The 4,418-nt window shown below is 73.0% G+C and carries 3 protein-coding genes; 2 read left to right on the forward strand and 1 reads right to left on the reverse strand.

Annotated features, from left to right (window positions below; all coding sequences use genetic code 11):
- Positions 1–185: 185 nt before the first annotated feature.
- Together D7W79_RS39300 and D7W79_RS39305 are read left to right on the forward strand one after the other, a co-directional pair.
- Positions 186–1,157, forward strand: coding sequence for a PDR/VanB family oxidoreductase (locus D7W79_RS39300; protein ID WP_120530351.1), 972 nt, complete (start codon positions 186–188; stop codon positions 1,155–1,157).
- A 110-nt stretch (positions 1,158–1,267) separates the two neighbouring features.
- Positions 1,268–1,945, forward strand: coding sequence for an RDD family protein (locus D7W79_RS39305; protein ID WP_120530352.1), 678 nt, complete (start codon positions 1,268–1,270; stop codon positions 1,943–1,945).
- 32 nt (positions 1,946–1,977) lie between these two features.
- Here the strand turns inward: D7W79_RS39305 and D7W79_RS39310 are convergent, their stop codons facing one another.
- Entirely contained in the window at positions 1,978–4,371 is a 2,394-nt protein-coding gene (locus D7W79_RS39310) for a serine/threonine protein kinase (RefSeq protein WP_120530353.1), read from the reverse strand.
- Between the last annotated feature and the right edge of the window lie 47 nt (positions 4,372–4,418).

Consider the following 4,418-nt stretch of genomic DNA (forward strand, 5'->3'; position numbering starts at 1 on the left):
GTGCCCACCCCCGCCGCCCTGGCCCTCGCGCCCGGCCGGAGGGCAGGCGGGCGACAGGGCCCGAGTGTCCGGTACCTGTCTAAAAACCGCACCGCTCCCCACTCCCCGGACGGCCCGGGCGTGCACACCGTGCGCGGCCAGATCGGTCTCGCGCGGGCGGCGGGCAAGGGAACAGGGGCAATACCGTGACGACGAACACGCTGCGTCTGCGGGTGGCGCGCATCACCCGCGAGGCGGAAGGCATCCAGTCCTACGAGCTGGTGTCCCAGGACGGCGGCGCCCTGCCCGAGTTCGAGGCCGGCGCCCACCTGGACGTGCAGGTGCCGGGGCTCAACGGCATGCGCCAGTACTCGCTCTGCAACGACCCGGGCGAGACGCACCGCTACATCATCGCCGTGCAGCGCGACGCCAACGGCCGCGGCGGCTCCAGGGCGATGCACGAGAACGTCCACGAGGGCGACGTGCTCACCGTGAGCGAGCCCGTCAACGACTTCCCCCTCCTGTACGGACGCAGCTACGTGCTCATCGCGGGCGGCATCGGCATCACGCCGCTGCTGGCCATGGCGCGCGTGCTGGAGCGCACCGGCGCGGAGTGGGTGCTGCACTACTGCGCCCGCGACGCGGACCGCACCGCCTTCCGGGAGCTGCTGGCCACGCCGTCCTTCGCGGGCCGCGTGCACATCCACCACGACGGGGGCGACCCCACGAAGGGGCTGGACGTGCGGGCGCTGCTGGCCACGCGCGGCCCGGGCACGCGGCTGTACTGCTGCGGGCCGGCGGGCCTGATGAAGGCCGTGCGCGAGGCGGCCACGCTGCACAAGTGGCCCTGGGAGAAGGTGCACTTCGAGGCATTCACCGCGGAGGGCACGTCCGCCACCCACGCGACGGCGGAGGTGGACTTCGAGGTGGCGCTCAAGAGCACCGGCCAGGTGCTGCGCGTCCCGGCCGGCAAGACGGTGCTCAACGTGCTGCGCACCCACGGCGTCAAGGTGGAGAGCGACTGCGAGGCGGGCTCCTGCGGCACCTGCGTCACCCGCGTGTGCGAGGGAACGCCGGACCACCGTGACACGTTCTTCCAGCAGGAATCCGCGGGAGACGCGAGGATGCTGGTCTGCGTGTCGCGCGCCCGGTCCAAGCGACTGGTACTGGACCTGTAGCCAGTATCCCCGAGCCTCGGGGAGCCCATTACCGGGCCTGGCGTTTTGGAGCGCGCCTGTGCGCGGCGGGCCGCCTATGCTCGCGCCCCGCTCGTACACGAGAGAGGCTGATGAGCGACGGGATGTTGTTCTCCATGGACACTCCGCCCACCGAGGCCCGGTTCCAGAACCGGCTCTGGGTGGCGGACCTGCTGGACCTCACGGGCGCGGCGCTCGTGGGTTGGGGTGCGGTGCGCGCGGCGGAGTGGGTGTCCACGGCCGGTCTGTTGGGGTTCGCCATGGGGGCCGCCTGGCTCCTCTTGTCCTGCGTGGGCGGGCTGACGGGGCTCACCCCGGGCCGGCACGCCCTGGGCCTGAAGCTGGAGCGCGCCGAAGGAAAGGCGCCGGGCCTGGGCACGGGCCTGTTGCGCGCGCTCACCGCGCCGGTGGAGCTGGTGCTCCAGGTGGTGCTCCAGCGCCGGCCGCTGGATGAACAGCTGCGCGTGCACGCGAGCGTGATTCCGGGCGGCTTTCGCGGCTGGGCGCGCAGCCTGGCGCTGCCGGTCGTGGGGTGGCTGCTGCTCGCGGGCGCGGTGTGGAGCATCGTCACGCCCACGCGTCAGGAGATGCTCCAGTACCTGGACCGCACGCTGACCGGGTGGCACTGCTGCCACGGCACGCGCGAGGTGACGTGGCAGTGCCGCACGTCCCTGTCCCGCGCGGTGCGCAACGCGAGCGGCGGCGACACGGAGGTCGCGGAGTTCGTGCGCAACGAGTGCCCCGTGGCCGCCGCGCGGCTGGGGCCGTGAACCCCGGGGGCGCGGGCTCCCGGGCCCGCGCCTCAGCGCCTGGTCAGCGGGAAGGTCTCCTCGCCCTCGTCGCAGTTCACCCACACGGCCTTCTCCGGCACGGGGGGCGCCTTGTAGTTCACCTTGAAGTAGCGATCCTCCACCGGGACCTTGTGCGTCTGGTAGGGGTCGAGCTTCGCCATCCGCGCTTCCTTCCGCCCGTTCAGGACGATGGCGCAGTTGTGCCAGGTCCGCATGTCGCTGTTGATCACATAGAGCGTGCGGCTGAAGCTGCTCCCCAGCAGGCCATCCATCTCCGCCTGACCCAGGAGGCGTGAGCGCTCTACGGGCTTCGGCTCGGGCTTCGGCTCAGGTGTCGCCGCGACCGGCGGGGTGGGCTCGGGCGTGGGCGTGGGCAGCGTCGGCCCCGGGCGCGCGGTCATCAGCACGAAGCGCGGCTCGTTCGCCGCGTCCGCGTCCGCGTCCAGCCGCAGGGTCATGCGCTGGCGGTTCGGGTTGATGTGCTCCACGGTCGCGGTCCCCAGCACCGGACGCTTGCGCGTGCCCTTCTGCGGCGGGCCCACCACCTTGAACACCGTGCCCGCGTTGATGCCCTTAGGCACCTCCACGTTCACCACGCGCTGGCCGCTACCCGTCTCGCCAATCTTGGCCACGGGCAGATGCCCGGGCACCATCTCGACGGGACGGGGCGCGGGCCGCTTCGTTCCGGAGACGGGCTTCACCTCCGGCGGGAGCTTCACCGGCTCGGGCTCTCCCGCGCTCGCCACCACGCCCGCGTCCACGGCGGCCTCGGGAGGTGGCTCCACGGGCGGCGTCACCTCGGGAGGCGGCTCCACCTTGGAAGGTGGCGCGGCCGTCACCACCGGCTCGGAGGGCGGGAGCGCCTGCGGCACCACGGGCTGCTCGGCCGTGTGCGAGCGGAGCACGAAGGTGGTGATGCCCACGGTGGCGCCCACCAGCAGCAGCGCCGCCACGGCGATCCACGCCACCGGCCTGCGCTCGGACCGTGCGGGCACCTGTCCGGACGTGCTCGGGGAGACCGCGCCCTGGGCCGGTGCGGCCGCAAGGTGCACCGCCGTCGCGCCCAGCGCGGCCGCGTCCACGTCGTCCGTGCTGCGCGCCACGCCTCCCGAACCCGGCGTGCTCCGGGCCACGCCTCCTGAGCCCGGCGTGCTCCGCGCCACGCCTCCCGAGCCCGGCGCCACTCCCGGTGCCGTCCCCGGCCCTGGCGACGGATGGGACACGAACGTGCCCCCCGGCCCCATCGACGGCCCGTCCACGTCGATGCGCCCGGTGTGGGGCCTGCCGCTGGCCGCCTCCTCCGGGGTCCGCAGCGCCGTGGCGCCGAAGGCCGCTTCGTCCGCGGTCGCGTTGCTCCCGGATCCGGAGCCGCTGTACAGCGCCGTGCCCGAACCGGCCCGGGGCGCCGGGGATGGCGTGCGCCGCTCGCCGTGCACGCCGGACGTCAGCTTGCGCTGCTCGGCGAAGGCCTCCGGGCAGAGCGTGCGGACGAACTCGCCCACCTCCTCCGCCCCCAGGGGACTGCCCGAGCGCAAGAGCTCCGCGTTGAGCGCCCGCGCGAACTCGTCCGCCCGCGCGTACCGGTCCGCCGGAGACGGCGCGAGCGCGCGGCGCAGCACCGCCTCCAGCGACGGCTCCACGTCCGGACGGAAGTCCGCCAGCGGCGGCACCACCGGGTGCGACATGGCCGCCATCATCTCACCCACGGTGCCGTGGGGAACGAGCCCACGGCCCGCGAGCATCTCCCACACCACCACCGCGCAGGAGTAGATGTCGCTGCGGTGATCCAAGGGCTCCGCGCGGACCTGCTCCGGCGACATGTAGCCCAGCTTGCCCATCACCGTGGACGGCAGCGTGTACTTGCTGCGCGCGGTGGACTTCGCGAGGCCGAAGTCGATGACCTTCACCTCGCCCTCGTACGACACCATCACGTTGTGCGGGGACACGTCGCGGTGGACGATGCCCAGGGGCTCGCCGTCCGTGCCCGTCTTGCGGTGCGCGTACCCCAGGCCCTCCGCCATGCGCTGGCCGATGTAGAGCGCCACCGGCGTGGGCACCGCCCGCCCCTGCACCCGGGCCTGCTCCAGCAGGTAGCCCAGGTCCACGCCCGCCACGTACTCCAGCGCCATGTAGTAGGTGCCGTCCGCCTCGCCCATGTCGTACACCTGGGCGATGGAGGAGTGGACCAGGTGCACCAGCACCTTGGCCTCGTGGTGGAACCGGTCCAGGAACTGCCGGTCCTTCACCAGCCCCGGCAGGATGGTCTTCACGATGCAGGGCTTCTCGAAGCCCGCCGCCCCGGACAGCTTCGCCAGGTACACCTCCCCCATGCCGCCCTGGCCCAGGAGGTGGACGAGCTCGTAGCGCCCGAAAAAACGGGGGGACTCTGTGGGTGCGGTGCTCATGGCTTGGCGCTCCGGAGCGCAGCACGGACTCCCCCATGGAATCAAGC

The organism is Corallococcus exercitus, assembly GCF_003611585.1.
Lineage (GTDB): Bacteria > Myxococcota > Myxococcia > Myxococcales > Myxococcaceae > Corallococcus > Corallococcus exercitus.

What these genes read in the sequence shown, in the direction of transcription:
- D7W79_RS39305 (WP_120530352.1), top strand. Translation starts at nt 1,268, where the DNA reads ATGAGCGACGGGATGTTGTTCTCCATGGACACTCCGCCCACCGAGGCC.
- D7W79_RS39310 (WP_120530353.1), bottom strand. Translation starts at nt 4,371, where the DNA reads ATGAGCACCGCACCCACAGAGTCCCCCCGTTTTTTCGGGCGCTACGAG.